This is a genomic window from Acidovorax sp. WCS2018Noco2-16 (assembly GCF_031843945.1).
GTDB lineage: Bacteria > Pseudomonadota > Gammaproteobacteria > Burkholderiales > Burkholderiaceae_C > Paracidovorax.
The window spans coordinates 859,268-883,716 of the sequence record NZ_JAVTJJ010000001.1 but is presented as its reverse complement, the minus strand read 5'-3'; the positions used below and the strand labels follow the sequence as shown (position 1 = coordinate 883,716).

Sequence of the window (24,449 nt, the reverse complement as noted above, 5' to 3'; positions counted from 1 at the left end):
GCGCTTATAAATAGGGCGCTAGAGGCCGATTTGATTGATATTTTCAGTCGCGCGGCGGCCGCTGCGCCGTCTTGGGCCGGAAGGCCTTGCACACCGCGTCGCGCGTTTCCAGGTACGGCCCACCGATCAGATCGACGCAGTAGGGCACGGCCGCAAAGATGCCTGGCACGGCCTGGCTGCCATCGGCGCGCTTGAGGCCCTCCAGCGTTTCGGCAATCGCCTTGGGCTGGCCCGGCAGGTTGATGATGAGCGCGCTGCCGCGCACCACCGCCACCTGGCGCGAGAGGATCGCCGTGGGCACGAAAGCCAGGCTGATCTGCCGCATCTGCTCGCCAAAGCCTGGCATCTCCTTGTGCGCCACGGCCAGCGTGGCCTCGGGCGTCACGTCGCGCAGCGCGGGGCCTGTGCCGCCCGTGGTCAGCACCAGGCTGCAGCCGCAGCCGTCCACCAGCTCGATCAGCGTGGCGCTGATGGTGGCCTGCTCGTCGGCAATGAGCCGGGGCTCGAAGCTGATGGGGTTGTGCAGCGCGCGGCCCAGCCAGTCCTGCAACGCAGGCAGGCCCTTGTCTTCATAGACGCCAGTACTGGCCCGGTCGCTGATGGAGACGATGCCGATGCGGACCGGCTCGGGGGGCGGCAGGGCGGGCAGGGTCTCAGGCATCGCTGCTGTCTGTGTTATCGGTGCCCGCGTCGTCCATCTGGTCGCGCACCAGCTGGAACAGCTCGCGGTAGGCGCGGCCCTTGCGCGGGGCCAGGCCTTGCGACACCTGCACGTTCGCGACCTTGCCCTCGGGCTGCGCGTCCTTGCGGGCCTGGCGGATCAGCGCGCGAACCTGCTGCGTGTCGGTGCGCGGAAACTGCTCCAGCCATTCGGCCAAAGCGCCGTCTTCGGCGATGAGCCGTTCGCGCCATTGCTCGGCCTGGTGCAGCGCCAGCTTCTCGGTGGCCGAACCGCTGTGCTGTTCTTGCAACGCGGCCTGGGCGGCCAGCACGGTGGCTTCGTCGAGCTTGCGCATCAGCTTGCCGACGTACTGCATCTGGCGGCGCTTGCCTTCGAAATTCGTGATGCGCTTGGCTTCGGCCAGCGCGTCGTGCAGCTTTTCAGGCAGCTGCAGGCGGTCGAGCAGGTCGAGGCGCAAGGTAAGCAAGTCGCGGCCGAGAATCTGCAGCGCATCGCTTTCGCGCTTCAGGTCGGTGCGGCTCGATTCGCTCGTGCCTTTGAGTTCGGCCTTCAGTTCGATGTCGAGTTCGCTGCCTTCGGCAACGAACTGGCCTCGCACGAAGTAGCCTTTGGTGGGTTTGCGTGACATGGGTGGGGAGACAGGGGGAGGGGCACGGGCGTGCCCGGGGAAAGACCCGGCTCCATGGCGCCGGGGAGCGGCAAGTATCATAGCTGCCGATATGAATACACCCCGTGCACGCGCCGCCGCCGGCGCAGATTCCGCCCCCGCCGACAACGGCTTCAGCTACACCCGTCCGTTTTTTGAAGGCCTGGTCGACCACGCCCTGGCGCACGCCCGCAAGCTGGGCGCCACCGATGCCGGCGCCGAAGCGTCAGAAGGCTGCGGTCTGTCGGTGAACGTGCGCAAGGGCGAGCTGGAAACCGTGGAGCGCAACCGCGACAAGTCGCTGGGCGTGACGGTGTACGTGGGCCACCGGCGCGGCAATGCCAGCACGTCGGACTTTTCCCTGGCCGCCATCGAGCGCACCGTGCAGGCCGCGCACGACATCGCCCGCTTCACCGCCGAAGACCCGGTGGCCGGCCTGCCCGACGCGGCCGACATCGCGCCCGAGGCCACGCACCGCGACCTGCAACTGTTCCACCCCTGGGCCATCAACAGCGAAGAGGCGGCGCGCCTGGCCATCGAATGCGAAGACGCGGCGTTGCGCACGCACAAGCGCATCACCAACAGCGAGGGCGCGGGCGTGTCGGCCCAGCAGAGCCATTTCTTCAGCGCCCACACGCGTGGCTTTCGCGGCGGCTATGCCAGCTCGCGCCACAGCATGTCGGTGGCACCCATCGCATCGCTGCCCGGGCGCAACGCCGAGATGCAGCGTGATGCCTGGTACAGCTCCATGCGCGATGCGGCCGAGCTGTCGGCCCCCGCGCAGATCGGGCGTTACGCCGCCGAGCGCGCCTTGAGCCGCCTGGGCAGCCGCAAGATCCCGACCATCGAATGCCCGGTGCTGTTCGAATCGCCGCTGGCCGCAGGCCTGCTCGGCGGCTTCGTGCAGGCGGTGAGCGGCGGCGCGCTCTACCGCAAGAGCACCTTCTTGCTCGACTCGCTGGGCAAGCGCGTCTTCCCCAAGCACATCGATGTGCTGGAAGATCCCTTCACGCCGCGCGGCAAGGGCAGTTCGCCCTTCGACGAGGAAGGCGTGCGCGTGGCGGCCCGCAAGGTGGTGAACGCCGGCCGCGTGGAGGGCTACTTTTTGTCGACCTATTCGGCGCGCAAGCTGGGCATGAAGACCACCGGCAATGCGGGCGGATCGCACAACCTCACGCTCACCTCGCGCCACACCCGGCCGGGCGACGATCTGGACGCCATGCTCAAGAAGCTGGGCACGGGTCTTTTCGTGGTCGAACTGATGGGCCAGGGCGTGAACTACGTGACGGGCGACTATTCGCGCGGCGCCAGCGGCTTCTGGGTAGAGAACGGCGAAATCGCTTTCCCGGTGCATGAGATCACCATCGCCGGCAACCTCAAGAACATGCTGCAGGGCATCGAAGCGGTAGGTGCCGATGCGTATAACTACGGCGCCAAGACGGTGGGCTCGATTCTGATCAACCGCATGAAGGTAGCCGGCAGCGGAGCCTAAGGCGAGCGCAGAACGGCTGCCAACAGGCAAAAAAAGACCTGCCGAGGCAGGTCAAATTGCTTGAAAAGCAAAGGGAGGGTGCCGGCTGTAAGGCCGACGGATTCATCTTAGGATGGCTGCCGTGCGCTGTGTGCGCCGGTTGTGCCGCTGGGTGGAAACACGGGAATTGCACTCGTCCGCGCCGGTTTGCATAGACCGCCAGCATGCGGTCGAGTCCTACGCAGGCATGGGCGCTTCGCGAACGTCCGCGGAACCTAGGGTTTTCTACGATGGCCTCATTCACATTCTTCCGGCTAGTCCGGTGAAAGGCTATCGTGAGCAACTGGTACCGTTTGGATTTGGGCAGTGAACGTGATGCGTTCGAGCCCGCTCGCCAGATTCAGCAAGTCTTCATGGCCAAGTTTCTGATGGCAAAACCGGGTTCTGGCCGGGCGCTATTTTCAAGCTATGACTCAGTCGCCGACAAGGTTTGCCTGTTCTTCTCGCCCGCAGCTGCCGACATCGCGATCCGCTTTCGCTCGGTGCCGTGCGAGAAGCCGGTAGCGCCGTCGTACCTGAGCCTGTTGGCGGGCGAGGGCGATGCGCTTGCGGTGCACTTTCCAGAGCCGCTCGCGGCCTGATTCGAAGGTTTTCGCGCGTCTTCAATCGTCGATAGACGCGCTCCAGCGCTGGCCCCAGTCGCGGGCCTGGTCGATGGTGCGGCGGTCGCGTTTGGTAGGGCGGCCGTCCTGCAGCGTGTCTGCGGGCTCCGGGGCCAATCGCCGCAGTTCGGCGGCGGCCGCGCGTGCCGCAACGCTGTCGGGTGTTTCTTCATAAAGCAACTGCGCCGCTGGCGCCGGGCCGCGCATGCCGCTTAGTGCGCGCACGGTGACGGTGCGCTCCACCGGCCCCTGCCGCATCACCAATGTGTCGCCGGGCCGGACATCGCGTGACGGCTTGGCCAGTTGGCCATTCACCGTGACCCGGCCCTTGCCGATCTCTTCCGCTGAAAGGCTGCGGGTCTTGTAGAAGCGAGCGCACCAGAGCCACTTGTCCAGCCGCATGGCTGCGAGGGGAGTCTTAGTCATCGAGGTCATTGGGATCAGGTGGGTACGCTTTGGCAGGCTTAAAGCCAATGGGCAGAACTGTCTTGCGGGGTGGTATTCAGCGCTCGCTGGCGCTCGGGTTGCTTGCCTCCAGCGGCAGGCGCACGACGGCGTCCAACCCGTTGATGTGGCCGCCTGCCTCCCGGTTGACCAGGGCGATGGTGCCTCCCAGCGTCAGCACGATCTCCTGGCAGATGGCGAGCCCCAGGCCCGAACCGGTGCGGATGTCTCCGGCTGAAAAGGGCTGAAAGAGGCGCGTTGCCAGTTCCGCGTCGATGCCCGGCCCCTGGTCGGCGATGGTGAGCGCGGCGTGGCGGCCGTCGGTGCGCAGATCCACCGTCAGGGTGCTGCCGGGCGGCGCGTGGCGGATGGCGTTGTGCAGCAGGTTGCGCGTCAATTCGCGCAGCATCCATTCATGCGCACGCAGCGGTGCCGGGTCGGTGTGGATGCCGAAGTCCAGGTCGCGCTGGGCCACCAGCGGCGACAGATCGAGCGCCACCTCGCGCAGCACCGCATCCAGCCGCGCCACGAGCGGCGCGCTTTGCTGGCGCAGTTGCTCCACCTTGGCCAGCGCCAGCATCTGGTTGGCCAGTTGCGTGGCGCGATCAACCGTGTCGCCGATCTCGCGCAGCGCCTGCTCGGGCGGCGCATCGCCACGCAGGGCCGATTGCACCTGAATTTTCAACACGGCAAGCGGCGTGCGCAGCTGGTGCGAGGCATCGCGCACGAATCGCTTCTGGTGTTCCAGCAGGTAGGCCAGGCGCTGCATGACGCCGTTGGTGGCGTCGATCAGCGGTTGCAGCTCGCGCGGTGCCGCAGGCGCGCTGATGGGGCTCAGGTCTTCTTCGGTGCGGTTTTGCAGGTGCACGCTCAGCTGGCGCACCGGGCGGGTCGCGCGCTGCACCACCAGCACCACGATGAGCGCGATGGCGGCCACCAGCAGCGCTTGCCGTAACACGGTGGCCCACAGCATCTGCAGGGCGAGCGTGCGGCGCAACTCCAGCGTTTCGGCGACCTGGATCACCGCCATGCCCCGGCCGTTGGGTGACGACACGGGCTGCAGCAGCACCGCCACGCGCACCGGCTGGCCCCGGAATTCGTCGTCATAGAAATCCACCAGCGCGGCATAGGGCGGGCGGTCGGGAATGGTGCCGCGCCATACGGGCAGTTCGGCAAAGCCTGACACCAGCTCGCCATGCATGTTGGATACGCGGTAGAACATGCGGCTCTGGTTGTCGGCCTCGAAGGTCTCCAGCGCCGAATAGGGCACGGTGGCACGCAGGATGGCCGCGTCGTCGTAGCCGTTCACGTCCAGCTGCTCGCTGATGCTTTTGGTCGATGCGAGCAGGGTGCGGTCATACGCCGTGTGCAGCGATTCCAGCGTTTCGCGGTAGAGGCTCAGCGTGTTGAAGACGACGAAGACGATCACCGGCACCAGAATGCCCACCAGCAGTTGCCGGCGCAGCGACAGGGCCAGCGGGTGCCTGCTGCGTCGCCTCATGCATCAGCCTGTGCGTCGGCCTTCAGCAGGTAACCCAGCCCTCGCAGCGTCATCAGCGTCAGGCCCGTGCCCGACAGCTTCTTGCGCAGGCGGTAGACGACGACTTCGATGGCCTCGTACTGCACGTCGAGCTGGCCGGGGAAGACCAGCTCGTAGAGCCGTTCCTTGGTGATGGCATGCCCCGGCTGGGCCAACAATGCGTGCATCAGCGCCAGCTCGCGCGGGGTCAGCTCCATCACTTCGCCAGCCAAGTAAATTGCACCGCTATCTTTTTCATAGCGTATGGCGCCCACTGTGATTGCGCTAGGGGCCGATTTGGCTTCCAACTGTTCGCCACTGCGGCGCAGCAGGGCGCGCAGGCGCGCCTCCAGCTCGTCCAGATCGAACGGTTTGGGCAGGTAGTCGTCGGCACCGGCGTTCAGGCCCAGCACGCGGTCGCCCACGGTGCCGCGCGCCGTCAGTAGCAGCACGGGCGTGCGCAGGCCGCGCGCCCGGGCTTGTTGCAGCACTTGCAGGCCATCGAGCCCGGGCAGGCTGAGGTCCAGCACGACGGCGTCGGGCGGCCTGGCGATCCATTGGGCGAGCGCCGCGCGGCCGTCGGCCAGGGCGGTCACCTCCATGCCGCGCCGCACCAGCGATCGCTGCAGCGTGGCCTGCATGGCGGCGTCGTCTTCCACGAGTAACAGTTGCATGCGCGGCACCATATCACCGGCTGTGCGGGCCCGCCCCATGGGTGTTTTCCCTGAGTCTGCGGACAGCCATTTGACAGGCTGCGCGCGCATCATCGCCTGCGTCAGATTGCATCCAACATTAGGAGACACCTATGCGTCGCGATACCTTCCTCAAGTCTTTGGCCGCCCTGGCGGCTGCCGGCACGCTGCCGCTGTCGGCCCATGCCGCATCGGCCGTCAAGATGCTGCTGCCGGCCAACCCCGGTGGTGGCTGGGATACCACGGGCCGCGCTTTAGGCAAGGCCCTGCAGGACGCAGGCGTGGCCTCTTCGGTCACCTATGACAACAAGGGTGGTGCAGCCGGCGCCATCGGCCTGGCGCAGTTCGTCAACGGCTCCAAGGGCGACCCCAATGCGCTGATGGTGATGGGCGCCGTGATGCTGGGCGGCATCATCACCGGCAAGCCGCCGGTCAACCTGACGCAGGCCACGCCCATCGCGCGCCTGACCAGCGAATACAACGTGTTCGTGCTGCCCGCCAACTCGCCCTTCAAGTCGATGGCCGAGGTGATCGCCCAGTTGAAGAAAGACCCCGGCAGCGTGAAGTGGGGCGGCGGTTCGCGCGGTTCCACCGAGCACATCGCCGCTGCCATGATCGCCCGCGAAGTGGGCGTGGACCCGGCCAAGATCAACTACGTGGCCTTCCGTGGGGGCGGTGAGGCCATCGCTGCCATTTTGGGCGGCAACGTGACCATCGGCGGTGGTGGCTACAGCGAGATGGCCGAATACATCAACACCAAGAAGATGGTGCCTGTCGCCGTCACGTCCGGCCAGCGGCTCAAGGGCTCTTCGGTGCCCACGCTCAAGGAGCAGGGCGTGAACGTGGAGATTGGCAACTGGCGCGGCGTCTATGCGGCCCCTGGCATCACGCCGGAGCAACGCAAGGCGCTCATCGACATGGTGGCCAAGGGCCTCAAGAGCAAGAGCTGGGCCGAGTCGATGGAAAAGAACGACTGGACGCCCGCGTGGCTGGCCGGCGACGAGTTCGGCACCTTCGTGGATGCCGAGTTCGCCAGCCTGCGCGCCACGATGGTCAAGGCCGGCATGGTCTGACCCTTCTTCTCTGCTGTGTCCCCGCTCCGCCTCGCAGCGGAGCCGGCGCGCGGCGCACCACCCACCTCGGGCCGCGTGCGCCGCAGCCTTGCCGGCACGCGTGGCAACCGCTGCGCCCGGTGTCAGGAGCTTCCCCATGACTGAACGCTTGATAAATCAAACCACGACGGGCGAGGTGCCTTCGCCCGGCCCCGGCAACGTACCCGCCGCACGCATGCAGGCCGTCGTCGGAGCCGGCGTGCTGCTGACTGCGGCCGCTCTGGCCTGGGGTGCCATCGGCATTCCCTCCAACTCGGGTTATGGCGGCGTGGGCCCCAACTTCCTGCCCTGGCTGGTTGCGGCCGTTCTGGGCGTGTGCGGCGTCTTTCTGGTCTGGGAGGCGCTCTCCGGCGGCTTTCGTGAACTGGACGCGGGCACCGGCGCCGAGCGTGCCGACAAAGGCGCCTTCGTCTGGGTGTCGGCCGGCCTGCTGCTGAATGCTGCACTCATCACCACCATCGGCTTCATCTTCAGCTGCACGCTGTGCTATGTGCTGGCGGTGCAGGGCCTGCGCCGTGCGGCAGGCCAGCCTGCTTCGGGCCAGGTGCGCACCTGGGTGACTGATGTCGTCACCGGGCTGCTCATCTCCGCCCCTGTCTTCTGGGCGTTCACGCAATTTTTGGCGATCAACCTGCCGGGCCTGACGAACACGGGGTGGCTGTAATGGAAATATTTGACGCATTGATGGCCGGCTTTGCCACGGCCGCCACGCCCGCCAATCTGCTGTGGGCGCTGGTGGGCTGCGCGCTGGGCACCGCCGTGGGCGTGCTGCCCGGCATCGGCCCTGCCGTGGCGGTGGCCATGCTGCTGCCCATCACGGCCAAGGTCGAGGTCACGGCTTCGATGATCTTCTTTGCCGGCATTTACTACGGCGCCATGTATGGCGGCTCGACCACCTCCATCTTGCTGAACACGCCGGGCGAGACGGCCAGCATGGTCACGGCGATGGAAGGCAACAAGATGGCCAAGAGTGGGCGCGCGGGCGCTGCGCTGGCCACCTCGGCCATCGGCTCGTTCATGGCCGGCACCATCGCCACGGTGGTGGTGACGCTGTTCGCGCCCTACGTGGCCGACTTCGCCGTCAAGCTCGGCCCGCCTGAATATTTCATGCTGATGGTGCTGGCCTTCACCACCGTCAGCGCGGTGCTGGGCAAGAGCACCGTGCGCGGCATGACGGCGCTGTTCGTGGGCCTGGCGGCCGGCTGCATCGGCATGGACCAGATTTCCGGCGCCGCGCGCTACACGCTGGGCCAGTCCGAACTGCTGGACGGCATCGACATCGTGCTGGTGGCCGTGGGCCTGTTCGCAGTGGCCGAGGTAATGCATGCCGCCATGTACGAAGGCAAGGTGGTCGACACGCAAAACCGCATGGGCCGCGTGCACATGACCAATATGGACTGGAAGCGATCCATTCCCGCCTGGTTGCGCGGTACCGCCATCGGCACGCCTTTTGGCTGCATTCCGGCCGGCGGCACTGAGATTCCGACCTTCCTGAGCTACGCGATGGAAAAGAAGCTGGCCAAGGGGGAGAACCAGGCCGAGTTTGGCACCAAGGGCGCTATTGAAGGCGTGGCAGGCCCCGAAGCCGCCAACAACGCTACGGTAACGGCGGCGCTGATTCCGCTGCTGACGCTTGGCATTCCCACATCGAACACCACGGCAGTGCTGCTGGGCGCGTTCCAGAACTACGGCATCAACCCTGGTCCGCAACTGTTCACCACCTCGGCCACGCTGGTCTGGGCGCTGATTGCGTCGCTCTACATTGGCAACCTCATGCTGCTGGTGCTGAACCTGCCCTTGATCAGCCTGTGGGTGAAGTTGCTGAAAGTGCCCAAGCCGCAGCTCTACGCCGGCATTCTGATCTTCGCGACCGTGGGCGCTTACGGCATGCGCCAGAGCACCTTTGATCTGTTCCTGCTCTATGGCATCGGCCTGCTGGGCGTGCTGATGCGGCGCTTCGACTTCCCCACCGCTCCCGTGGTCGTCGGCATGATCTTGGGCCCGCTCGCCGAAGCGCAGATGCGCAATGCCATTTCCATCGGCGAAGGCAGCTGGCTGGTGTTCTTGCAGCGGCCCATGTCGCTCACGCTGGTGGTGATCGTGCTGGCCGTGCTGATCGTGCCGCGCGTGATGAAGCAGCTGGCCAATCGCAAGTTGCGGCGCCTGCATCAGATGGATGCGTGATCGGCATGACTGACGCGCGCTGAACCTCGGCGCGGTGTAGCACCAGAAAACGCCCGGCTTTGACCGGGCGTTTTGCATGGGCGGCGCTGAAAGCTTTCAGCGGGCAGGCGTGGTCTGCCCCGAAGACAGCGCTGGTGCTTCTGTTTGCGTGGCCCGGCTCAGCCGTCGGCGTGCCAGCCACAGATACAGCCCGCTGCCCAGCACCACGATGGTTGCGATATCCAGCAATGCCCAGATGATCTTCATCGGCATGCCGCCGTAGTCACCAAAGTGCAGCGGCTGGGAGACCAGCAGGGCGGTGAGGTACCACGGCAGCTGGGGTGCAGCAGTCACCTGGGCCGTCTTGGCATCCACCAGCACCGGCTGCAGCAGGCGCGAGGTGAGGGGAGAATCGCCGCGCAAAAAGAACGTGTGGTGGTGCGGGCTGGAAAACGCCGTGCCTGGGAACGCGATGAACGACAGCTGGGTGCCCGGCGCGCGGGCCATGGCCGCCTCCATCGACTTCTGCACCGACGCGCGCTGCTCCACCGGCGTGACGGCCTGGCCCTTGTAAGGCTCCAGCAGAGCGGTCAGCTCGGAGTATTGCCAGTACTTGATCAGCAGGTCGGCCCAGGTGTTGATCATGCCGGTGCCGCCCACCACCAGCGCCCACACCAAAGTGACGATGCCCAGCAGGTTGTGCAGGTCCAGCCACTTCACGCGGGTGGACCGCTCCCGGCGCACCTCGCCGAATTGCAGCTTGCGCATGAAGGGGGCGTACAGCACCACGCCGGTGACCAGGGCTACCAGCAACAGCAAACCCATGAACCCGAGGAACAGCTTGCCGGCCAAGCCCGCGAACAGATCGACGTGCAGCTTGAACATCACGTACATGAAGCCTTCGTCGAAGCGCGGCTGCGCCAGGACGGCGGCTGTGCGCGCATCGATGGCCACCGAGCGGAAGTCGTCGGTGGGCGCTGGCGTGGGCGTGAGCGTGGTGAACCACAGGTCTGTGCTGTCCTCGGGGTGCGATGCGAACTGCACCACGCGGTCGGGGTGCTGGGCGCGAGCCACCTCCAGCACCGTGTCCAGGCTGGCGCGCGGTGTGCCTTGCGGCATGGGCGGCGCCTCTACTTCGGTGCCCAACAGGTGCCCGATCTCGTGGTGAAAGATCAGCGGCAGGCCGGTCAGGCACAGCAACAGCATGAAGATCGTGCAGACCAGGCTGCTCCATTTGTGCAGCCAGGTCCAGCTGCGCAGCGTGCGGGGCGACATCATGGGTGCCGTGTGCGTGCTCAGAAGTCCACGCTGGCGCTGACCACGAAGGTGCGCGGCGCGCCCAGCACCAGGTAGCCCGAGCCGGGATAGCCGCCGACCGACGCCCAGTAATTTTTGTCCGCTACGTTGTCGACGCGGGCGCGCAGCGTGAGGGCGCGGCCGTTCCATTCGGTCAGGTAGCGCACGCCCAGATCCAGGCGGGTCCAGCCGTCCACGCGCAGCGTGTTGACGGCATTGGCGTAACTGGCGCCGGTGTGCACGACGCGTGCATCCAGCGCCAAACCGCTTGCGCCTGGAACATCCCACTCTGCGCCTACCGTGGCCTGCAGGCGTGGAACGCCGATCACACGCTTGCCGTCGGTCGTCGCGCTGCCGGTGCTGCGTTGCTTGGCGTCCAGCCAGGTCGCGCCACCCAACAGACGCAGGCCCCGCATGGCTTCGCCGTGCACGGTCAGTTCCACGCCCTGATGGCGGTCTTTGCCTTCCGACGTGAACCGGTTATTGACCAGCACGGAACGCGGTTTATCAGTGGAGAACAGGGCGATGCCCGCGCCCACGCGGCCGCCGTCATACTTCACGCCGATCTCCTTTTGCTTGGAGACGTAGGGAGCCAGGTTGTCGCCCGCGTTGATGACTGGAACGCCGGCCGACGTGGCGGGAGCCGTGTCACCTTGCACCAGCCCTTCGATGTAGTTGCCGTACACCGAGATCTGCGGCGTGGCCTTGAACACGGCACCCAGCACGGGGCTCGTACGGCTGCCCTCGTACACGGTGCTGCTGCCGCCCGGGTTGGTCACCGCATCGTTGAACACCACGCGATAGCCGACCGATTCGACTTCGATCTTCTGATGGCGCGCGCCGATGGTGATCAAAGCGCGGTCGTCCAGGAATGACAGCGTGTCGCCCAGCGCAAAACTGCGCAGCTTTGTGCTGCCGTTGTAGGCCGGGCTGGACAGGTCGTTGCCCAGGAAGTTGAGCGGTGTGACCGCGTAGCTTGTGGGGGTGTAGATGCTGGTGCGCAACGTCTGCCCGGTGCCGGAACTCAAGCCGTATGCGTTGTCTTTCTTCAACTGGAATGCCGACAGGGCTGCGACGATTTCGTGGCCTACGCTGCCTGTCCGCAGTTTGGTGCGTACACCGACCTCGCCCGTATCCACCTGGTCCTTGCGGGCGTTGTCGAAGCGGCTGGTGGTGGCTGCTCCGTTGCCTGCGTCGGTGAGCGTGACGTTGGCCAGGGAATTGGCTTCCTTGCTGCGCCGCAGTCCGTAGGCAGCCCAGGCCGTCACGTCACTGCTGATGTCCCACTCGCCACGCACGGTGCCGAACACATCTCGTTCGTTCGAGTACGACCATGGCTGGGCCCAGTTGGAATCGGCATCAGGTGCCGAGGGAATGCCAGCCAAGTTGGCTGAAGGCGTGACGTTCGTGCGCGTGCGCTTGAGCCGGTTGTCCTGCCAGCCCACGTCGCCCGACAGGCGCACGTCGCGGCTGCGCCAGTCCAGGCCCAGGGCGAGCAGGCCCAGCTGGCTCTTCTCGTCGTCGATGGACGTGCCGTCGCCGCGATAGGCAGCGTTCAGGCGGATACCGGTAGCGCCGTCCGGGCCTACGCGGCGCGCGATGTCGGTGGCGACCGTGGCGTTGCCGCTGTCGTCGATGCTGGTGCTCACGCGGGTCAATGACTCGTTGGGTGCGCGTTTGGGCAGCAGGTTGATGCTGCCGCCGATGCCGCCGCCGTTCGGGCTGGCGCCGACAAGGAAGGCCGAAGCGCCTCGCAACACCTCGACGCGCTCAAACAATTCGGTCGCGATGTACTGGCGAGGCAGCAGGCCGAACAGGCCGTTGTAGGCGACGTCGTCGGAGCTGAGGATGAAACCGCGAATGAAGTACGACTCCTGGAAGTTGCCGAAACCGCGCGCCATGCGCACAGAGGGGTCGTTCTGCAGCACGTCGCCCACGCTGCGCGCGTGCCGGTCCTGAATCAGCTCATTGGTGTAGCTGGTAATGGAGAACGGCGTTTCCATGTTGTCCCGCGTGCCCAGAATGCCGGCGCGCCCACCGCGGGCGACCTGCCCACCGGGGAAAGCCGGTGACAGGCCCTGCGCCGACGCGTCGGCACTGGCGTTCACGTTGACGGTGGGCAACTCGGCAGCGGGTACGTTGGCTGCTGCTGCAGCATCTTGTGCATGGGCTGTCAGGGTGTGCAGGGCAAGAACTGCGGCAGCGGCAATGGGATGGAGGCGGTTCATGGATGAGCCAATACAAGTAGAGGTCGGAACTGGGGATGGAGAAACGAAAAAGTGGGTGCTACACGGCTTGCGGGCTGCTCAGCGCGGCGCAGAGGCGGTGGTGCGTTTGCGCGGCAACGCGTACCAGGCCATCACGGCCACCGGAACGCCCAGTGCGAGCCACGACCACGTATCGCCCCAGTCGTCGGACACCAGGGCCGAGAGCAAGCCGCTGAGGGTGAGCACTCCGAGCACGATCGGCCACAGCCAGAGTTGCAGAAAACGGCGCGGGCCTGCGGGCGAGGATGTCTGCTCAGGTGAGGTCATGGTCGTTGTGGATCGGCTGGCGAGGCGGCTAGTGGCGGCGCGGCTCGGGGAAACGGCAAAAAGGGGGAAGCTTCGAGGCAATGCAGGCTGCCTGCCGCAGCTGGATATCGCAGCATCGACGGTGGATGCCGAGGTCCACAGCGAAACGAGGGGCGCAGCGATTCTCTCAGTAGATGAGAATTATTAACATTCCGTTGTTGTGGTCAGGCAACGGAAACTCGCTGGAAACCGGAATGCATCGAACCTGTGCGGCGAGGAGGACGCACCGCATTTCGCAGGCACCCCGAAGGACTGCGCCGTCCTTCGGGGGCTCCCCACCAGAGAAGCGCGCTTGCAAAGGCGGCATTCTATGGCGAATGAGAACCGTTACCAGGTAGAACGCGTTGCGTGCCTACGTCGCGTATCGGGCCAGGGCGTCAGCATTCAAGTTCCTACCCGGATCGAATTCTCGGGATCAGCCTTTGCCGTTATCGGGCCCGCCGGCCCAGGAGTGCATCCATGTCCAGCCGAAACAACCAAAAAGCTGCTGCCTTGTGGCGCCAGGGCACCGAGTTGTCCGTTGCCGCCCCCCAGGTGATAGCCCACCGCCTTGCCCGCATGGCCGCAGCAGGACCGCAGCCGTCGGCACGCGACCAGCGCGAATTCACCCGCATGGTGGCCGAAAAGCAAACCGCCTTTGCCCAGGCCTGGATGGCGATGGCCACGCAGTCAATGGTGACCGGCCCTGCGCTGGCGATGAGCATGGCACGCAGTTGGTTCATGCCCTGGGGATCGAAGGGATGGACCGGTCAGCAGGCACTGGCCACGCAGTGGCAGTCGGCCGCGCTGGGCGTGATGGGCAAGGGCCTGGCGCCGGTGCGTTCCGCAGCGGTCGCCAATGCCAAGCGCCTAAACCGCCTTTAACGCTGCAGATTCTGGCGCCTGCCAGGGCGGCACCGCGCCGCTCAGGCCAACTTTACGCGGCGACGGCCGGAATCTGAAGGCCCCGCGCGACGGCTGGGCGTTGCACGAAGGCGTCCAGTGCGCGCTGCAGATGGCTGAAGTCGCCCAGGCCGACCAAGTCGGCAGCGTCGTAGAACCCGCCCATGTTGCGCACCCACGGAAAGATGGCGATGTCCGCAATGCTGTAGTCGTCGCCCGCCACCCAGGCGTTGTCTTTCAATTGTCGGTCGAGCACGCCCAGCAGCCGCTTCGATTCCGCCACGTAGCGGTCGCGCGGACGTTTGTCTTCATAGTCCTTGCCGGCGAACTTGTGGAAGAAACCGACCTGGCCGAACATGGGCCCGACGCCGCCCATCTGGAACATCAGCCACTGCAGCACGCGATAGCGCCCGGCGGCGTCCTGCGGAATGAACTGACCGGTCTTGTCGGCCAGGTAGACCAGGATGGCGCCCGACTCGAACAGCGCCAACGGCTTGCCGCCCGGCCCGTCGGGGTCAAGGATCGCCGGAATCTTGTTGTTCGGATTCAGCGACAGAAATTCGGGCGACGTCTGGTCGTTGGTATCGAATGCCACGCGGTGCGGCTCGTACGGCAGGCCGGTTTCTTCCAGCATGATCGACACCTTCACCCCGTTGGGCGTGGGCAGCGAATACAGCTGCAGCCTTTCAGGATGTTTTGCAGGCCATTTGCGGGTGATCGGGAAGGCGTCGAGTCGATTCGTCATGCAGAGGCTCCAGCCAAAGGTTGAGGGTCAGGAAAAAAACGATTGCGGTGTGATTCAGCGCAGCGTCCAGCCACTCAGGTTCTGCTGGGCGATTTCGGTCAGTGCCGTGATCCAGGGCGCGCTGTCGTTCAGGCAGGGGATGTACCGAAACTCCTGCCCGCCCGCATGCAGGAAGGCTTCACGCGCTTCCTGGTTGATTTCTTCCAGCGTCTCCAGGCAGTCGCCGGTGAAGCCCGGGCACATTACATCCACGCGCCGCGTGCCGGCCTGTGCCATGGCGACCAGAGTGGGCTCGGTATAGGGTTCCAGCCACTTGGCCTTGCCAAAGCGCGACTGGAAGGTGACGCGGAACTGATGCGGCGCCAGGCCCAGCGCGTCGGCCAGCAGGCGCGCGGTGACCAGGCATTCGGCCTGGTACGGGTCGCCCAGGCGCACGTTGCACTCTGGAATGCCGTGAAAGCTCATCACCAGTTCTTCGGCCGGTCCGCCCTCCCGCTGCCAATGGGCGCGCACGCTTTGGGCCAACGCGCCGATGTAGCCGGGATGGTCGTGGTAGCTGTTGACGAAGCGCAGCTCTGGAAAGCGCCGTTGTCGCCGTGCCCACGCCGTGACGTCGTCCACCACGCTGGCGGTGGTGGTAGCGGAATATTGCGGATAGAGCGGCAGCACCAGTACGCGGTCCACGCCTTCGTCCTGCAGTGCCTGCAATTGCGATGCGATAGATGGGTTTCCATAGCGCATGGCGTGCCGCACGGCGATGCGCGCGCCAGCCTCGCCCAGCCAGCCGCACAGCATCACGGCCTGCTTGGCCGTCCACACCGCCAGCGGCGATCCTTCGGGCGTCCAGATGCTGGCGTATTTGGCAGCCGACTTGGCCGGCCGCACCCGCAAAATGATTCCGTACAGGATGGGCAACCAGGCGATGCGCGGAATCTCGACCACGCGCGGGTCGCCCAGAAACTGCGCCAGATAGCGCCGCAGCGCAGGTGCGGTGGGCTCGTCGGGCGTTCCCAGGTTGCACAGCAGCACGGCGGTGCGGGGTGGGGCGGATGGATTGGGTGGCGCTACGGCGGGGGCGCCGGAAGGGGGCAGGGCAGGCATGGCGGCCATTGTCGAGGATGACCGCTATGCTCGCCGTCATGCTCGACATTTCCCGCATTCGCGCCATCACGCTCGACCTGGACGACACGCTCTGGCCCATCTGGCCGACCATCGAGCGAGCCGAGCAGGTCCTGCGCGCTTGGCTCTTGACCACGGCGCCCGCCACCGCCGCACTGCTGGCCGTGCCAGAAACGGCCAGCGCCATTCGCGCCAGCGTGGTGGCCGCTCACCCGCACCTGTCGCACGACCTGAGCGCGCTGCGGCGCGAGAGCATCCGCGCAGCGCTGCATGCAGCCGGTGAAGACACCGCGCTGGCCGAGCAAGGCTTCGACGTGTTTTTTGCCGAACGCCAACGGGTGGAACTGTACGAGGACGCGCTGGAAACGCTGGAGTGCCTGTCGGCCCGGCACCCGCTGGTGGCGCTGTCCAACGGCAATGCCGATCTGCAGCTGATCGGCATCGGCAGCTACTTTCGCGCCAGCATCAGCGCGCGTGAATTCGGCACGCCCAAGCCCGATGCGCGCATCTTTCTGGCCGCTGCCGAGGCGGCGGGCGTGGCGCCGGCCGAGGTGCTGCACGTGGGCGACGATGCAGCGATGGATGCGCAGGGCGCCGTTGCCGCCGGCATGCAGGCCGTGTGGATCAACCGCACCGGCCAGCCGTGGCCGCATGGCGATATGCAGGTGCCGCATGCCACCGTGCACGACTTGCGCGGGCTGTGCGCCTTGTTGATCTGATTGCTATAAAAAAGATAGCTGCTTGCGCTTATTAATCAAGCGCTAGAGGCCATTTTTATAGTGAAACCTTGCCCCGCCAGATGTCGCGGTACATGGCCCAGTCGCCCATGAAGCTGTAGAGCGGGCGCTTGAAGCTGGCTGGCCGGTTCTTCTCGAAGGCGAAATGGCCGACCCAGGCGAAGCCGTAGCCGCACAGCAACCCCGCCAGCAGCCAGCCCGGCTGGCCGGTCATCACCATCAGCGCCAGGCAGACCAGCGACAGCGTGGAGCCGGTGAAGTGCAGGCGCCTGCAGGTACGGTCGCTGTGCTCGGTCAGGTAGAAGGGGTAGAACTCCGCGAAGCTGCGAAAGCTGCGCGGGTCGGTGGCGAGCCCGCTGGCTGGCAGGGGCGGATGGGAGCGTGTGGACATGGCGTGTCTCCTTGCGCCTTCTGAAACCCGAGGCGCTTGGGCCAGTGTAGAAGTCGCCCCGCCGGAGCACCAGCGGGCCGACCCGAACCTCAGCCCGTCAGAAAGTCCCGCAGGGCGAACAGCGTTTCGTCGGGCGCTTCCGTCATCTGGTGGTGCCCGCTGGGCAACTCCACTACAGTCACTGTGCGGCCGGCGGCGCGCGCCGTGGCGATCAACCCCTGCGCGGCCTTGGGGTGCGTCATCTGATCCTGCCCGCCCAGCGCGAACAGCACCGGCGCGGTGACGCGGGTGATGGCCGCTTCGCCGCCCGCGTACTGGTCGCAGGCCACGAAGCCACGGTGGAACACATTCACCGCCGGGTTCGAGCGCAGCACACGCCGGCCCAGCGCCATGCCCGCGCCGAACACCCAGAAACCCGCGCCCGAAGGCGGCGCCAGCGTGCTGCGGGAGAACACGTTGACCATGCGCAGCGCCTTTTCGGGCTCGTTCAGCGCGGCGTCGATCAAGGCCGGCGACACCTTCATCGGGTAGGCGGTGCCCACCAGTGCCAGGTGGCTGGCGCGGCCTTGCAGCCGGGCGGCGGCTTCCAGCGCGATGAGCGATCCCCAACTGTGGCCGACCAGCGCCGCGCGCTGCACGCCGGCGGCGTCCAGCAGGGCGATGATGAAGTCGCCCGCCTGTTCCACGCTGGCGGGCGCCTCGCCTCCGCTGCGGCTGTGGCCGGGAAGGTCCACCGCCAGCACGTTCCAGCCGTGGTGGGCCAGATAGCGGCTTTGCAGTGCCCACACGCTGTGGTCGTTCAGCACGCCGTGGATCAGCACCACGGTGGGTTGGGCCGCATCGAAGGGCTTGCCGCCGGTGTGGCAGTAAGTGCGGGCTCCGTTGACGTCGATGTACATGGTGTCAGCCCCCCGCCTTCTCGGCCGCCTTCAGCGCGCGTTTCAGGTCGTCGATCAGGTCGTCCGCATCTTCCAGGCCGATCGACAGGCGGATGGTGCCCTGCGAGATGCCGGCCTGCTGCAGCGCCTCGTCGCTCATGCGAAAGTGCGTGGTGCTGGCCGGGTGGATCACCAGGCTGCGGCAGTCGCCCACATTGGCCAGGTGGCTGAAGACCTTGAGCGCTTCGATAAAGGCCTTGCCCTGCGCGCGCGAGCCTTTCAGATCGAAGCTGAACACCGAGCCCGCGCCGCGCGGCAGCAACCGCTGGGCCAGCGCATGGCTGGGGTGCGATTCGAGCATCGGGTGCCCCACGCAGGCCACGACCGGCTGGGCCGCCAGAAATTCGACCACGCGCTGTGTGTTGCGCATATGGCGCTCCATGCGCAGCGGCAGCGTTTCGATGCCCTGCAGAATCAGCCACGCCGTGTGCGGGCTCATGCAGGCGCCGAAGTCGCGCAGCCCTTCGCGGCGCGCACGCAGCAGGAAGGCGCCCACGGTCGACTCTTCAGTAAACACCATCTGGTGAAAGCCGTCGTAGGGCTGGGTCAGCTCGGCGAATTTGCCCGCCGAGCGCGGCCCGTCCCAATCGAAGCTGCCGCCATCGACCACCACGCCGCCGATCACCGTGCCGTGGCCCGACAGGAACTTGGTGGCCGAGTGGTAGACCAGGTCCGCGCCGTGCTCGAACGGTTTGATGAGCCAGGGCGATGTCAATGTCGAATCGACCAGCAGCGGCACGCCGGCGTCATGGGCGATCGCGCTCACGGTGGGAATGTCCAGCACGTCCAGCCCTGGGTTGCCCACGGTTTCACCGAAGAACAGCTTGGTTTCAGGGCGCACGGCCGCGCGCCAGCCGTCGATGTCATCGGGCTTGACGAACGTCGTCTGAATGCCGAAGCGCGCCAGCGTGTAGTGCAGCAGGTTCTGCGAGCCGCCATACAGCGCCGTGCTGGCGACGATGTGGCTGCCCGCGCCCATCAGCGTGCAGATCGCCAGGTGCAAAGCGGCCTGGCCGCTGGCCACCGCGATGGCGCCCACGCCGCCTTCGAGCGCAGCCACGCGTTGCTCCAGCACCGCGTTGGTCGGGTTGCTGATGCGGCTGTAGACGTGGCCGGGGCGTTCCAGGTTGAAGAGCGACGCGGCGTGGTCGCTCGACTCGAACACGAACGAGGTGGTGAGATGGATGGGAACGGCGCGCGCGCCGGTGGCGGGGTCGGGCACGGCGCCGGCATGCAGCGCAAGCGTGTCGAAGCCTGGGTCGGAATAGCCGGGCATCTGTGTCTTGTCTCCTTCTGTACGTCTGTGCGCAGCATTGTGGGCTATATTCTTTCGCTACCCGCCCGCCGCCCGCGTGGGCCTGAATCCCCGGAGACACCCCATGAAAGTCAGTGACATCCTTCGCGTGAAAGGCAGCACGCTCTATACCGTGACGGCCGACGAACCGCTGGCGCAGGCGGTGCAGGTGATGGCCGAGAAGGACATCGGCTCGCTGGTGGTGATGGACCACGGCGACCTGGTCGGCATGCTGACTTTCCGCGAGGTGATCCAGGCGACGGTGAAAAACGGCGGCAGCGTGGGCACGATGCTGGTGCGCACCGCCATGGACGACGCGCCGCTGACCTGCACCCTGGAAACCGACATGGACGAAGTCCGCCGCATGATGCTGGGCCGCCACGCCCGCTACATGCCGGTCATGAACCAGCGCATGCTGATGGGCGTGATCAGCTTCTACGACGTGGCCAAGGCCGTGGTGGACAGCCAGAACTTCGAGAACCAGATGCTCAAGGCCTACATCCGCGACTGGCCCGAAGAAGATTCGCAAGAGTCGCGCCCCGCGGCCTGATCGACTGCTTTCTTTCCCCAGTTTCAGCATCAAATCAGCTGCCAGCGCCCATCAGTAGGGCGCTGGCAGCTATTTTTTTGATAGCGATGCCCAGTTGCTGCGTGGGAGCGTCCTGTGGAGTGGGGCCGGCCGGGCCTGCGTCTGCAGGGATAATCGCCGCCCATGAGCGGCAACACCATCGGATCCCTATTCGCAGTCACCAATTTCGGTGAATCCCACGGCCCGGCCATTGGCTGCGTGATCGACGGCTGCCCGCCGGGCATGGCGTTGACGGAGGCCGACATCCAAGCTGACCTCGACCGCCGCCGCCCCGGCACCAGCCGCCATGTCACCCAGCGCGCGGAACCCGACGCGGTGGAGATCCTGTCGGGCGTGTACGAAGGCCGCACCACCGGCACGCCCATCGCCCTGCTGATTCGAAACACCGACCAGCGCAGCAAGGACTATTCGAACATCGCTCAGAGCTTTCGCCCGGGCCATGCCGACTACACCTACTGGCACAAGTTCGGCATTCGCGACCCGCGCGGCGGCGGGCGTTCGTCCGCACGGCTGACGGCGCCCACCGTGGCCGCCGGCGCCGTCGCCAAGAAGTGGCTGGAAGAAAAGTACGGCACACGCTTTCGCGCCTGCATGACGCAGATCGGCGAGCTGGAGATTCCATTCGAGAGCTGGGACCACGTGCCCCACAACCCGTTCTTCGCGCCCATGGCCGACGTGTCGGCGCTGGAGGACTACATGGACGCGCTGCGCAAGGCGGGCGACTCGTGCGGTGCTCGCATCCGCGTGCAGGCCACGGGCGTGCCGGTCGGGTTGGGCGAGCCGCTCTACGACAAGCTGGATGCCGACATCGCCCACGCACTGATGGGGCTGAACGCGGTCAAGGCGGTAGAGATCGGCGCCGGATTTGCGAGCGTGGTGCAGCGCGGCACCACGCACGGCGACTCGCTCACGCCCCAGGGTTTTGCCAGCAACAACGCGGGCGGCATCCTGGGCGGCATCAGCAGCGGCCAGGACATCGAGGCGACCATTGCCATCAAGCCGACCAGCTCCATCATCAGCCCGCGTGAATCCATCGACGTGCACGGCCAGAGCACCGAGGTGATCACCAAGGGCCGGCACGACCCCTGCGTGGGCATCCGTGCCGCACCCATCGCCGAGGCGCTGCTGGCGCTGGTGCTCATGGAGCATGCACTGCGCCATCGCGCCCAGTGCGGCGACGTGGTGCAGGAAGTGCCGCCAATCAAGGCCTCGTTTCTCTGACGTGGGTGGCGGGGGAGGGTCCGGCATGGCGCCGGTCTAACCGCCTTCGGTTGGCTTTATAAGCCTAATTGGCCTCTAGCGCTTATGTAGTAAGCGCTAGTAGCTATAAAATTAATAGCATAGCGTCGTGCGCTAGCAAAAGCCGGTTGGGCTTCCAGGCGCCAAGGCTCCGGCTACTTGCGCACCTCGTCCACCAGGGCCCGGAACTCGTCGATGTCTTCGAAGCTGCGGTAGACGCTCGCAAAGCGGATGTACGCCACCTTGTCGAGCTTCTTGAGTTCGCGCATCACCAGCTCACCGATGCGGTTGGAGAAGATCTCGCGCTGGCCCAGGTTGAGCAGCTTTTCTTCGATGCGCTCGATGGCGCTGTCGATCTGGGTGGTGCTTACCGGCCGCTTGCGCAGTGCCAGCGTGAACGAGCCCGTCAGCTTGGCCCGGTCGTAATCCACCCGCCGCCCATCCTTTTTCACGATGGTGGGAAAGTTGACTTCCGGCTTTTCGTAGGTAGTGAACCGTTTTTCGCAGGCGCCGCATTGGCGCCTGCGCCGCACGAATTCACCGTCCTCGGCCACGCGGGTCTCCACCACCTGCGTCTCATGGTGGCTGCAGAACGGGCACTTCATCGCAGGTGCCTGCGGTACCTGCGAAGGCGAACGAGGCCTGCGCTCAACGGTAGACCGGGAAGCGGCTGGTCAGCGCATGCACCTTGGCACGCACTGCGGCCAGGTTGGCCTCGTCACGCGGGTTGTCCAGCACGTCGGCCAGCAGGTTCGCGGTGATGCGGGTTTCTTCTTCCTTGAAGCCGCGCGTCGTGATGGCGGGCGTGCCCACACGGATGCCGCTGGTCACGAACGGCTTTTCCGGATCGTTCGGAATGGCGTTCTTGTTGATGGTGATGTGGGCCTGGCCCAGAGCCGCTTCGGCTTCCTTGCCGTTGATGCCCTTGGCGCGCAGGTCCACCAGCATCACGTGGCTTTCAGTACGGCCGCTGACGATGCGCAGGCCGCGCTCGATCAGCGTCTCGGCGAACACCTTGGCGTTCTTCACCACTTGCTGCTGATAGGTCTTGAATTCGGGTGTCAGCGCTTCCTTGAAGGCCACGGCCTTGGCGGCAATGACGTGCTCCAGCGGGCCACCTTGCAGGCCGGGGAATATGGCGGAGTTGATCGCCTTCTCGTGCTCGGCCTTCATCAGGATGATGCCGCCGCGTGGGCCGCGCAGGCTCTTGTGTGTGGTGGACGTGACCACATCGGCAAACGGCACGGGGTTGGGGTATTCACCCGCCACCACCAGGCCGGCGTAATGGGCAATGTCCACCCAGAAGATCGCGCCGACTTCCTTGGCGATCTTGGCGAAGCGTTCGAAGTCGATGCGCAGGGCATAGGCCGAGGCGCCGGCGATGATCAGCTTGGGCTTGGCTTCACGGGCCTTGGCCTCCAGCGCGTCGTAGTCGATCTCTTCCTTGTCGTTCAGGCCGTAGGAGACGATGTTGAACCACTTGCCGCTCATGTTCAGCGGCATGCCGTGCGTCAGGTGACCGCCTTCGGCCAGGCTCATGCCCAGAATGGTGTCGCCCGGCTTGACGAACGCCAGCAGCACGGCCTGATTGGCCTGCGAGCCGGAATTGGGCTGCACGTTGGCAGCGTCGGCACCGAAGAGCTTCTTGACGCGGTCAATGGCGAGCTGCTCAACCACGTCCACGTTTTCGCAACCGCCGTAGTAGCGCTTGCCTGGGTAGCCTTCGGCGTACTTGTTGGTGAGTTGCGAGCCTTGCGCAGCCATCACGGCGGGCGAAGCGTAGTTTTCGCTGGCGATCAGCTCGATGTGCTCTTCCTGGCGGACGTTTTCCGCCTGGATGGCCGCCCAGATTTCGGGATCGGCTTGTTCGACAAGAATATGGCGTTGGTACATGGCGTGGCAGTCCTATGAACTTGTGTCCCTTGAAACAAGGGCTGCCCAGGCGAACGGCTGAACGCAGCGAACGGATCGGTGCGGCACGCTTCCCAGTGGTTCACAGGAGGTGCCTCCTGCCGGATTCCACGTCAGCGGCGGCGGCCTGCAAAGGTCGCCGCGCCTATCGCCAGTCGCGTGCCCTGCTAGTGTAGCTGACCTCGGCGCCCTGCTTGGCAGCCGGCAGCGCAGAGGACTTGCGTTCAGCTTTCCGCGCCGGAGAGCAGCGCGACCTTTTCAGTCGGTGCAGAGTCGGGCGTGGCGGTGGTCGTGGTGGGCACGACGACCGGGGCCGCCGAAGCGGGCGCCTTGGTGGACAGCATGGGTGGCGATGCCGGCTGCGCTGGCACCAGAGGCACCGATCGGCCGCCAGCCACCTGCCGCAGGCGGAAATGCTCAGCCAGCACCTTGGCTGCGTAGCCGCCGTCGTCCGCCAGATTGGCGGCACCGACGTAGTGCCGCAAGCCACCTTCCAACGAACCGGCGCGGGTAATGCACTCCTGCAGAACCCTCACTCCCACGCGCAGATTCGAGACGGGGTCGAACGCTGCAAAGTGGCCGCCGAAGTTGTCGTACTTGTCGGTGTGAACGCGCGTCATCACCTGCATCAGCCCTTGAGCGCCCACGGAGCTTTGCGCAAAGGGATTGAAGCTCGACTCCACCGCCATGATGGCCAGGATAAGCGTCGGGTCGAGCTTGGTACGCGAGCCGATGTCATAGGCCTCCGACACCAGCACGGCCAGCGGCTCGGGAGCCACGCGGTACTTCTTGCTGAGCCAGTAGGCCACAGCTGCCTGTTCCTTGGGCAGATCCTTCGGGTTGCTAGCGGTAGCGCGTTCGCTGGCACCTGGCTCCACTGGAGCGCCCAGTACGGCGACTTGGCGCGCTTGCAGCCAGCCGCGCAATTGCTCTTCACCGGCATCGCGCAAGTCGGGTCTTGCAGTGAGGGTGATGGCCACGAAGGCCACGGTCAGCCCGACGAGGGCGAAACCGCTGTGGGTGATTTCAAGAAAGCCGTCGGCGACATCGGATGCGAAAGTTCGCACACCGGCCACCAAAGTTCCTGACGCTGTCATAGCTCTTCCTTTCTGAGTCGAGACCTGTGAAGCGGCCCTCACAACAAGGGACGCTTGCCAGGCTTCTCGCCTGGATTGGTACGCCATCGAATTCGCGTCGTGCGCATTTGCGCGGCATGACAAACGAACTGACTTAGCCGGTTTCGGCAGCGGAATTGGGTTTTTAACCAGCCCTATCTTTTGGGCTGGCGGATTCTAGGAGCGGTCTAAATGCCAAGTCAATACTAACAAATTCAATTGTAAGAAT

Annotated in this window: 25 protein-coding genes and 1 riboswitch; of the genes, 9 read left to right on the top strand and 16 right to left on the bottom strand. The window is 65.7% G+C overall.

Annotated features, from left to right (window positions below; genetic code table 11):
* Positions 1–43: 43 nt before the first annotated feature.
* Both mog and yjgA read right to left on the bottom strand, forming a co-directional pair.
* A complete protein-coding gene (mog, locus tag RQI28_RS04025; RefSeq protein WP_311221275.1) occupies positions 44–661 on the bottom strand; it encodes a molybdopterin adenylyltransferase in 618 nt (205 codons plus the stop codon).
* Positions 654–1,310 carry a ribosome biogenesis factor YjgA gene (yjgA, locus tag RQI28_RS04020; protein WP_311221274.1) on the bottom strand — a complete coding sequence of 219 codons (657 nt, stop codon included), beginning with the start codon at positions 1,308–1,310 and terminating at the stop codon, positions 654–656. The genes mog and yjgA overlap by 8 nt, the downstream gene beginning before the upstream one ends.
* A gap of 91 nt (positions 1,311–1,401) precedes the next feature.
* On the opposite strand from yjgA, the gene pmbA reads away from it, so the two are divergent.
* On the top strand, positions 1,402–2,820 hold the full coding sequence (pmbA, locus tag RQI28_RS04015; RefSeq protein WP_311221273.1) for a metalloprotease PmbA: 1,419 nt from the start codon (positions 1,402–1,404) through the stop codon (positions 2,818–2,820).
* A gap of 314 nt (positions 2,821–3,134) precedes the next feature.
* Complete coding sequence (locus RQI28_RS04010) at positions 3,135–3,440, top strand: hypothetical protein (RefSeq protein WP_311221272.1); 306 nt, start codon at positions 3,135–3,137, stop codon at positions 3,438–3,440.
* Positions 3,441–3,461: 21 nt separating this feature from the next.
* On the opposite strand, the gene RQI28_RS04005 is transcribed toward RQI28_RS04010, so the two are convergent.
* From RQI28_RS04005 to RQI28_RS03995, 3 genes are all read right to left on the bottom strand, one after another.
* Positions 3,462–3,887 carry an RNA-binding S4 domain-containing protein gene (locus RQI28_RS04005; RefSeq protein ID WP_311221271.1) on the bottom strand — a complete coding sequence of 142 codons (426 nt, stop codon included), beginning with the start codon at positions 3,885–3,887 and terminating at the stop codon, positions 3,462–3,464.
* Between the two features lie 76 nt (positions 3,888–3,963).
* A complete protein-coding gene (locus tag RQI28_RS04000; protein ID WP_311221270.1) occupies positions 3,964–5,406 on the bottom strand; it encodes a sensor histidine kinase N-terminal domain-containing protein in 1,443 nt (480 codons plus the stop codon).
* A complete protein-coding gene (locus tag RQI28_RS03995; RefSeq protein WP_311221269.1) occupies positions 5,403–6,098 on the bottom strand; it encodes a response regulator transcription factor in 696 nt (231 codons plus the stop codon). The genes RQI28_RS04000 and RQI28_RS03995 overlap by 4 nt, the downstream gene beginning before the upstream one ends.
* 131 nt (positions 6,099–6,229) lie before the next feature.
* Between RQI28_RS03995 and RQI28_RS03990 the strand changes: the two genes are divergently transcribed.
* The 3 genes from RQI28_RS03990 to RQI28_RS03980 all read left to right on the top strand — a co-directional run bounded on the left by RQI28_RS03990 (position 6,230) and on the right by RQI28_RS03980 (position 9,412).
* Complete coding sequence (locus RQI28_RS03990; RefSeq protein ID WP_311221268.1) at positions 6,230–7,189, top strand: tripartite tricarboxylate transporter substrate-binding protein; 960 nt, start codon at positions 6,230–6,232, stop codon at positions 7,187–7,189.
* A gap of 214 nt (positions 7,190–7,403) precedes the next feature.
* On the top strand, positions 7,404–7,892 hold the full coding sequence (locus RQI28_RS03985; protein WP_311221572.1) for a tripartite tricarboxylate transporter TctB family protein: 489 nt from the start codon (positions 7,404–7,406) through the stop codon (positions 7,890–7,892).
* Positions 7,892–9,412, top strand: coding sequence for a tripartite tricarboxylate transporter permease (locus RQI28_RS03980; RefSeq protein WP_311221267.1), 1,521 nt, complete (start codon positions 7,892–7,894; stop codon positions 9,410–9,412). The genes RQI28_RS03985 and RQI28_RS03980 overlap by 1 nt, the downstream gene beginning before the upstream one ends.
* A gap of 96 nt (positions 9,413–9,508) precedes the next feature.
* Here RQI28_RS03980 and RQI28_RS03975 read toward each other — a convergent pair whose 3' ends face one another.
* The 3 genes from RQI28_RS03975 to RQI28_RS03965 form a co-directional block, all read right to left on the bottom strand.
* Positions 9,509–10,669, bottom strand: coding sequence for a PepSY-associated TM helix domain-containing protein (locus RQI28_RS03975; RefSeq protein ID WP_404976830.1), 1,161 nt, complete (start codon positions 10,667–10,669; stop codon positions 9,509–9,511).
* Between the two features lie 17 nt (positions 10,670–10,686).
* A complete protein-coding gene (locus RQI28_RS03970; RefSeq protein ID WP_311221266.1) occupies positions 10,687–12,915 on the bottom strand; it encodes a TonB-dependent receptor in 2,229 nt (742 codons plus the stop codon).
* A 78-nt stretch (positions 12,916–12,993) separates the two neighbouring features.
* On the bottom strand, positions 12,994–13,221 hold the full coding sequence (locus tag RQI28_RS03965; protein ID WP_311221265.1) for a hypothetical protein: 228 nt from the start codon (positions 13,219–13,221) through the stop codon (positions 12,994–12,996).
* A 498-nt stretch (positions 13,222–13,719) separates the two neighbouring features.
* Here RQI28_RS03965 and RQI28_RS03960 point away from each other — a divergent pair, with 498 nt between their 5' ends.
* Positions 13,720–14,124 (top strand): polyhydroxyalkanoate granule-associated phasin, encoded by a 405-nt coding sequence (locus RQI28_RS03960; RefSeq protein ID WP_311221264.1) that lies wholly within the window; start codon positions 13,720–13,722, stop codon positions 14,122–14,124.
* A gap of 52 nt (positions 14,125–14,176) precedes the next feature.
* On the opposite strand, the gene RQI28_RS03955 is transcribed toward RQI28_RS03960, so the two are convergent.
* Complete coding sequence (locus RQI28_RS03955; protein WP_311221263.1) at positions 14,177–14,887, bottom strand: glutathione S-transferase N-terminal domain-containing protein; 711 nt, start codon at positions 14,885–14,887, stop codon at positions 14,177–14,179.
* A gap of 54 nt (positions 14,888–14,941) precedes the next feature.
* Positions 14,942–15,988: a ferrochelatase gene (gene hemH / locus RQI28_RS03950; protein WP_311221262.1), complete on the bottom strand. Its 1,047-nt coding sequence runs from the start codon at positions 15,986–15,988 to the stop codon at positions 14,942–14,944.
* A gap of 38 nt (positions 15,989–16,026) precedes the next feature.
* Here hemH and RQI28_RS03945 point away from each other — a divergent pair, with 38 nt between their 5' ends.
* Complete coding sequence (locus RQI28_RS03945; RefSeq protein WP_311221261.1) at positions 16,027–16,725, top strand: HAD-IA family hydrolase; 699 nt, start codon at positions 16,027–16,029, stop codon at positions 16,723–16,725.
* 55 nt (positions 16,726–16,780) lie between these two features.
* Here the strand turns inward: RQI28_RS03945 and RQI28_RS03940 are convergent, their stop codons facing one another.
* The 3 genes from RQI28_RS03940 to RQI28_RS03930 form a co-directional block, all read right to left on the bottom strand.
* Positions 16,781–17,134, bottom strand: coding sequence for a DUF962 domain-containing protein (locus tag RQI28_RS03940; protein ID WP_311221260.1), 354 nt, complete (start codon positions 17,132–17,134; stop codon positions 16,781–16,783).
* 89 nt (positions 17,135–17,223) lie between these two features.
* Positions 17,224–18,033: an alpha/beta hydrolase gene (locus tag RQI28_RS03935; RefSeq protein WP_311221259.1), complete on the bottom strand. Its 810-nt coding sequence runs from the start codon at positions 18,031–18,033 to the stop codon at positions 17,224–17,226.
* A 4-nt stretch (positions 18,034–18,037) separates the two neighbouring features.
* Positions 18,038–19,348: an O-acetylhomoserine aminocarboxypropyltransferase gene (locus RQI28_RS03930; RefSeq protein ID WP_311221258.1), complete on the bottom strand. Its 1,311-nt coding sequence runs from the start codon at positions 19,346–19,348 to the stop codon at positions 18,038–18,040.
* 103 nt (positions 19,349–19,451) lie between these two features.
* On the opposite strand from RQI28_RS03930, the gene RQI28_RS03925 reads away from it, so the two are divergent.
* Both RQI28_RS03925 and aroC read left to right on the top strand, forming a co-directional pair.
* On the top strand, positions 19,452–19,916 hold the full coding sequence (locus RQI28_RS03925) for a CBS domain-containing protein (RefSeq protein WP_311221257.1): 465 nt from the start codon (positions 19,452–19,454) through the stop codon (positions 19,914–19,916).
* 162 nt (positions 19,917–20,078) lie between these two features.
* Positions 20,079–21,176 (top strand): chorismate synthase, encoded by a 1,098-nt coding sequence (gene aroC, locus RQI28_RS03920; RefSeq protein WP_311221256.1) that lies wholly within the window; start codon positions 20,079–20,081, stop codon positions 21,174–21,176.
* Positions 21,177–21,349: 173 nt separating this feature from the next.
* On the opposite strand, the gene nrdR is transcribed toward aroC, so the two are convergent.
* From nrdR to RQI28_RS03905, 3 genes are all read right to left on the bottom strand, one after another.
* The gene (nrdR, locus tag RQI28_RS03915) at positions 21,350–21,799 is read right to left on the bottom strand and encodes a transcriptional regulator NrdR (RefSeq protein ID WP_311221255.1); all 450 of its coding nucleotides are present in this window, start codon (positions 21,797–21,799) and stop codon (positions 21,350–21,352) included.
* Between the two features lie 43 nt (positions 21,800–21,842).
* The gene (glyA, locus tag RQI28_RS03910; protein WP_311221254.1) at positions 21,843–23,087 is read right to left on the bottom strand and encodes a serine hydroxymethyltransferase; all 1,245 of its coding nucleotides are present in this window, start codon (positions 23,085–23,087) and stop codon (positions 21,843–21,845) included.
* Between the two features lie 36 nt (positions 23,088–23,123).
* Positions 23,124–23,274, bottom strand: a riboswitch (ZMP/ZTP riboswitch).
* 55 nt (positions 23,275–23,329) lie between these two features.
* A complete protein-coding gene (locus RQI28_RS03905) occupies positions 23,330–24,202 on the bottom strand; it encodes a lytic transglycosylase domain-containing protein (RefSeq protein WP_311221253.1) in 873 nt (290 codons plus the stop codon).
* Positions 24,203–24,449 lie beyond the last annotated feature (247 nt).

Bases quoted from the DNA above. Each gene is read 5' to 3' on its own strand.
- RQI28_RS03935 (WP_311221259.1), bottom strand. From the start codon at position 18,033: ATGTACATCGACGTCAACGGAGCCCGCACTTACTGCCACACCGGCGGC.
- RQI28_RS03905 (WP_311221253.1), bottom strand. From the start codon at position 24,202: ATGACAGCGTCAGGAACTTTGGTGGCCGGTGTGCGAACTTTCGCATCC.
- hemH (WP_311221262.1), bottom strand. From the start codon at position 15,988: ATGCCTGCCCTGCCCCCTTCCGGCGCCCCCGCCGTAGCGCCACCCAAT.
- RQI28_RS03945 (WP_311221261.1), top strand. From the start codon at position 16,027: ATGCTCGACATTTCCCGCATTCGCGCCATCACGCTCGACCTGGACGAC.
- RQI28_RS03970 (WP_311221266.1), bottom strand. From the start codon at position 12,915: ATGAACCGCCTCCATCCCATTGCCGCTGCCGCAGTTCTTGCCCTGCAC.
- RQI28_RS03985 (WP_311221572.1), top strand. From the start codon at position 7,404: ATGCAGGCCGTCGTCGGAGCCGGCGTGCTGCTGACTGCGGCCGCTCTG.
- aroC (WP_311221256.1), top strand. From the start codon at position 20,079: ATGAGCGGCAACACCATCGGATCCCTATTCGCAGTCACCAATTTCGGT.
- RQI28_RS04000 (WP_311221270.1), bottom strand. From the start codon at position 5,406: ATGAGGCGACGCAGCAGGCACCCGCTGGCCCTGTCGCTGCGCCGGCAA.
- RQI28_RS03925 (WP_311221257.1), top strand. From the start codon at position 19,452: ATGAAAGTCAGTGACATCCTTCGCGTGAAAGGCAGCACGCTCTATACC.
- glyA (WP_311221254.1), bottom strand. From the start codon at position 23,087: ATGTACCAACGCCATATTCTTGTCGAACAAGCCGATCCCGAAATCTGG.
- pmbA (WP_311221273.1), top strand. From the start codon at position 1,402: ATGAATACACCCCGTGCACGCGCCGCCGCCGGCGCAGATTCCGCCCCC.
- mog (WP_311221275.1), bottom strand. From the start codon at position 661: ATGCCTGAGACCCTGCCCGCCCTGCCGCCCCCCGAGCCGGTCCGCATC.
- RQI28_RS04005 (WP_311221271.1), bottom strand. From the start codon at position 3,887: ATGACTAAGACTCCCCTCGCAGCCATGCGGCTGGACAAGTGGCTCTGG.
- yjgA (WP_311221274.1), bottom strand. From the start codon at position 1,310: ATGTCACGCAAACCCACCAAAGGCTACTTCGTGCGAGGCCAGTTCGTT.
- RQI28_RS03940 (WP_311221260.1), bottom strand. From the start codon at position 17,134: ATGTCCACACGCTCCCATCCGCCCCTGCCAGCCAGCGGGCTCGCCACC.
- RQI28_RS03960 (WP_311221264.1), top strand. From the start codon at position 13,720: ATGTCCAGCCGAAACAACCAAAAAGCTGCTGCCTTGTGGCGCCAGGGC.
- RQI28_RS03955 (WP_311221263.1), bottom strand. From the start codon at position 14,887: ATGACGAATCGACTCGACGCCTTCCCGATCACCCGCAAATGGCCTGCA.
- RQI28_RS03995 (WP_311221269.1), bottom strand. From the start codon at position 6,098: ATGCAACTGTTACTCGTGGAAGACGACGCCGCCATGCAGGCCACGCTG.
- RQI28_RS03980 (WP_311221267.1), top strand. From the start codon at position 7,892: ATGGAAATATTTGACGCATTGATGGCCGGCTTTGCCACGGCCGCCACG.
- RQI28_RS03990 (WP_311221268.1), top strand. From the start codon at position 6,230: ATGCGTCGCGATACCTTCCTCAAGTCTTTGGCCGCCCTGGCGGCTGCC.
- nrdR (WP_311221255.1), bottom strand. From the start codon at position 21,799: ATGAAGTGCCCGTTCTGCAGCCACCATGAGACGCAGGTGGTGGAGACC.
- RQI28_RS03975 (WP_404976830.1), bottom strand. From the start codon at position 10,669: ATGATGTCGCCCCGCACGCTGCGCAGCTGGACCTGGCTGCACAAATGG.
- RQI28_RS03930 (WP_311221258.1), bottom strand. From the start codon at position 19,348: ATGCCCGGCTATTCCGACCCAGGCTTCGACACGCTTGCGCTGCATGCC.
- RQI28_RS03965 (WP_311221265.1), bottom strand. From the start codon at position 13,221: ATGACCTCACCTGAGCAGACATCCTCGCCCGCAGGCCCGCGCCGTTTT.